General features: G+C 39.0%; 3 protein-coding genes and 1 pseudogene. All 4 read left to right on the top strand.

Annotation, left to right across the window (positions count from 1 at the left end):
• Nucleotides 1-730: photosystem II S4 domain protein (locus tag ACEW80_RS26355; RefSeq protein WP_373529436.1), on the top strand; the 730-nt coding region annotated here is incomplete at its 5' end.
• Between the two features lie 51 nt (nucleotides 731-781).
• Entirely contained in the window at nucleotides 782-1,432 is a 651-nt protein-coding gene (locus tag ACEW80_RS26360; protein WP_373529437.1) for a DUF488 family protein, read from the top strand.
• On the top strand, nucleotides 1,416-1,862 hold the full coding sequence (locus tag ACEW80_RS26365) for a DUF488 family protein (RefSeq protein WP_373529438.1): 447 nt from the start codon (nucleotides 1,416-1,418) through the stop codon (nucleotides 1,860-1,862). Before ACEW80_RS26360 ends, ACEW80_RS26365 begins: the two co-directional genes overlap by 17 nt.
• A gap of 137 nt (nucleotides 1,863-1,999) precedes the next feature.
• Nucleotides 2,000-2,659 (top strand): annotated as a pseudogene (locus tag ACEW80_RS26370) (hypothetical protein).
• Nucleotides 2,660-2,747 lie beyond the last annotated feature (88 nt).

The following is a 2,747-nucleotide window of genomic DNA, read 5'->3' on the forward strand; positions in this document are numbered from 1 at the left end:
AGCGCGGGTAATTGATCGCGCTGAACAAGCAATTAAGACCTGGGAAGTTGTGTTAACAGACTTTCTCTCTCCTCCAGAACAAGCCGAACTCCAACGGGTATTTAGTCGCTTAACAGAGGTGCAAATAGTGGCTTGGGGTGGTTACGAACAAGCCGAACGCCAACGAGTGGCGATCGCCCGATCAGAAATGCCCTTAGAACGTGAACAAGTAGAGCTAGTGGCGCTAGAAATTGCTGGAAACTTCCTTTTTGATACGGCTACTCACCGCGACTTTTTGGGGGCGATGTTGGGGGCGGGAATTGTCCGTGAGAAGACGGGCGATGTTATTGTACTAGGCGAAAGGGGGGCGCAGGCAATCGCTACTCCAGAAATAGCCGAATTTTTAGAAATGAGTTTGCAACAGGTGCGTTCTGTTCCCGTAAAAACTCAACGCATAGATTTAAGTGAATTGAGAATTAGAGAACCCAAAAAGAAAGAATCGACTACGGTTGAGGCTTCTTTAAGATTAGATGCGATCGCATCGGCGGGTTTTGGAATGTCTCGCAGTAAAATGTCAGATTTAATTGATAGTGGCGATGTGCGCGTGAATTGGAAAGATGTTACTCAAACAAGTTATCAAATCAAGTCTGGCGATTTGATTGCGATTCGCGGTAAGGGAAGATTAGAAGTTGGCGAGATTATGGTTACTAAAAAAGAACGTTATCGCGTTCAATTAACTAGATATATGTAAGGGTTGAAAGCTTAAGTAAAATAGGAAATATATAAGGAGTGCATTTTTAACATGAAACTTTTTACTGTTGGACACTCTAACCTAAATATTGAAGCTTTTATCACCTTGCTCCAGAAGCATGAAGTAACAGCTTTAGCAGATGTGCGATCGTATCCCTATAGTCGGTATTTACCTCATTTCAATCAAACAGAACTCAATATATCCTTGAGTGATAAAGGGATTCGTTATGTATTCCTGGGGCGTGAATTAGGAGCTAGACCCAGCGACCTCACTTGTTATGTTGCAGGCAAAGCGTTGTATGAAAACATTGCCGCTACAGAGCTATTTGCAGAGGGCATTGAGCGCATTATTAAAGGTGTGAAAACCTATAAAATTGCTTTGATGTGTGCGGAGAAAGATCCAATCACCTGTCACCGAACAATCTTAGTATGTCAACATTTGCGCTCTTGTGGATTAGAGATTAGTCACATTTTACAGGATGGCAGCCTAGAAACTCATCAACATCTTGAGGATAGACTTCTTAATTTACATGGCTTAAATTATTACAAAGTATTTGAAAATCGCCAGTTATCACTTTTTGATGTATTAGATAATACCAATAATTACTCGAAAGAAGACGCTACTCACGAAGCGTATAAAAAACAGGGAGAAAAAATTGCCTATGTAGATAAAAAAGGGAAATATTATGAAAAAGTCAGTTAATCTATTTACAATTGGTTTTACTCAAAAGAACGCAAAAAAGTTTTTTGATTCCTTAATTGGTGCTGGAGTTAAAACGGTTATCGATACAAGATTAAACAACATTTCTCAACTGGCTGGATTTACTAAACGAGTAGATATAGAGTATTTTTTACAGGAAATTGGCAATATAAAATACATTCACATCCTCGACTTAGCGCCAACTAAAGATATTCTTGATGCCTACAAAAAAAATAAGGGCGATTGGGATATTTATGAGCAACAGTTCTTAAAATTAATGAGCGATCGCAAAATTGAAAAGCGAATTACACCAGAATTATTGGATAGTGCTTGCTTGCTTTGTAGCGAGGCAAAACCTCATCATTGTCATCGTCGATTGGTTGCTGAATATCTTAATAATCAGTGGGGAAATATAGATATTTGCCACCTCTGAATATATTTAGGCTAAAAAGTGAATAAAGTTTTCTTCTTAAAAAGGAGATTTTCTGTAGAGTACCTAAAACTGTTACTTTGTTTGATTTCTGGGGAATAGTAGATTCAACACCCTTGAAAGTTTATTAGTCTGCCCTCATGGTTCAAGTTATCTGTCTTGCTAACTCTCTAAAGCTAAACGAACGCTGCATTGCTGGAATCAACCCCACCACAGGAAAATGGATTCGTCCCATATCTAGCTCCTATCCAAATGATGGTCGCATCTCTAAACATATACGTCTTGTAAACGGAAAAGAGCCTGCATTACTAGACGTTTTAGAAATTCCTTTAGAGCAAACAGGTTCCGATTTTGGATTTGAGAGTGAAAATTTGACAATCGCCACTGGAACCTGGTAGCAAGTTGAGCGAGTTCAGCCAAAAGATATTCTTCAGTACTGCGGTAATTATTCGCAAATTCTTCATAACATCAGTAAATATGTGAATCCAACATATTTGCAAACTCGACCATTTTATGAGCGGCGTACTTTGCAGTTAGTGGAAGCTACCCAGCTATCTGTTACCAAATTAGGAAACAAGAGTTGGAAAGGTACAATATTTACAAAACTAGGGGAGCAGTTAACAAAGGCTTCTATCACCGATCCTGTATTTATTGAACGTTTAGAATCTGGCTACCACCCCGAACATTCTTATCTAATTACAGTTAGTTTAAGTATGCCCTTTTGCCCATCTGATAGTTGGGAGGGTGAGTGTCCTTGCTGGAAGCTAATTGCTGGTGTAATCGAACTGTCTCAAATATGATCGCCAAGATATAAGCGATCGCTAATTTTTATCTACACCTGTACCTAAAATAGTTTTCCATAAATTTGTTAAGGCTTCTCTAGGTAGA

Source organism: Nostoc sp., assembly GCF_041747015.1.
GTDB lineage: Bacteria > Cyanobacteriota > Cyanobacteriia > Cyanobacteriales > Nostocaceae > Nostoc.

Coding starts and splice junctions, on each gene's coding strand:
- ACEW80_RS26365 (WP_373529438.1), top strand. CDS start 1,416: ATGAAAAAGTCAGTTAATCTATTTACAATTGGTTTTACTCAAAAGAAC.
- ACEW80_RS26360 (WP_373529437.1), top strand. CDS start 782: ATGAAACTTTTTACTGTTGGACACTCTAACCTAAATATTGAAGCTTTT.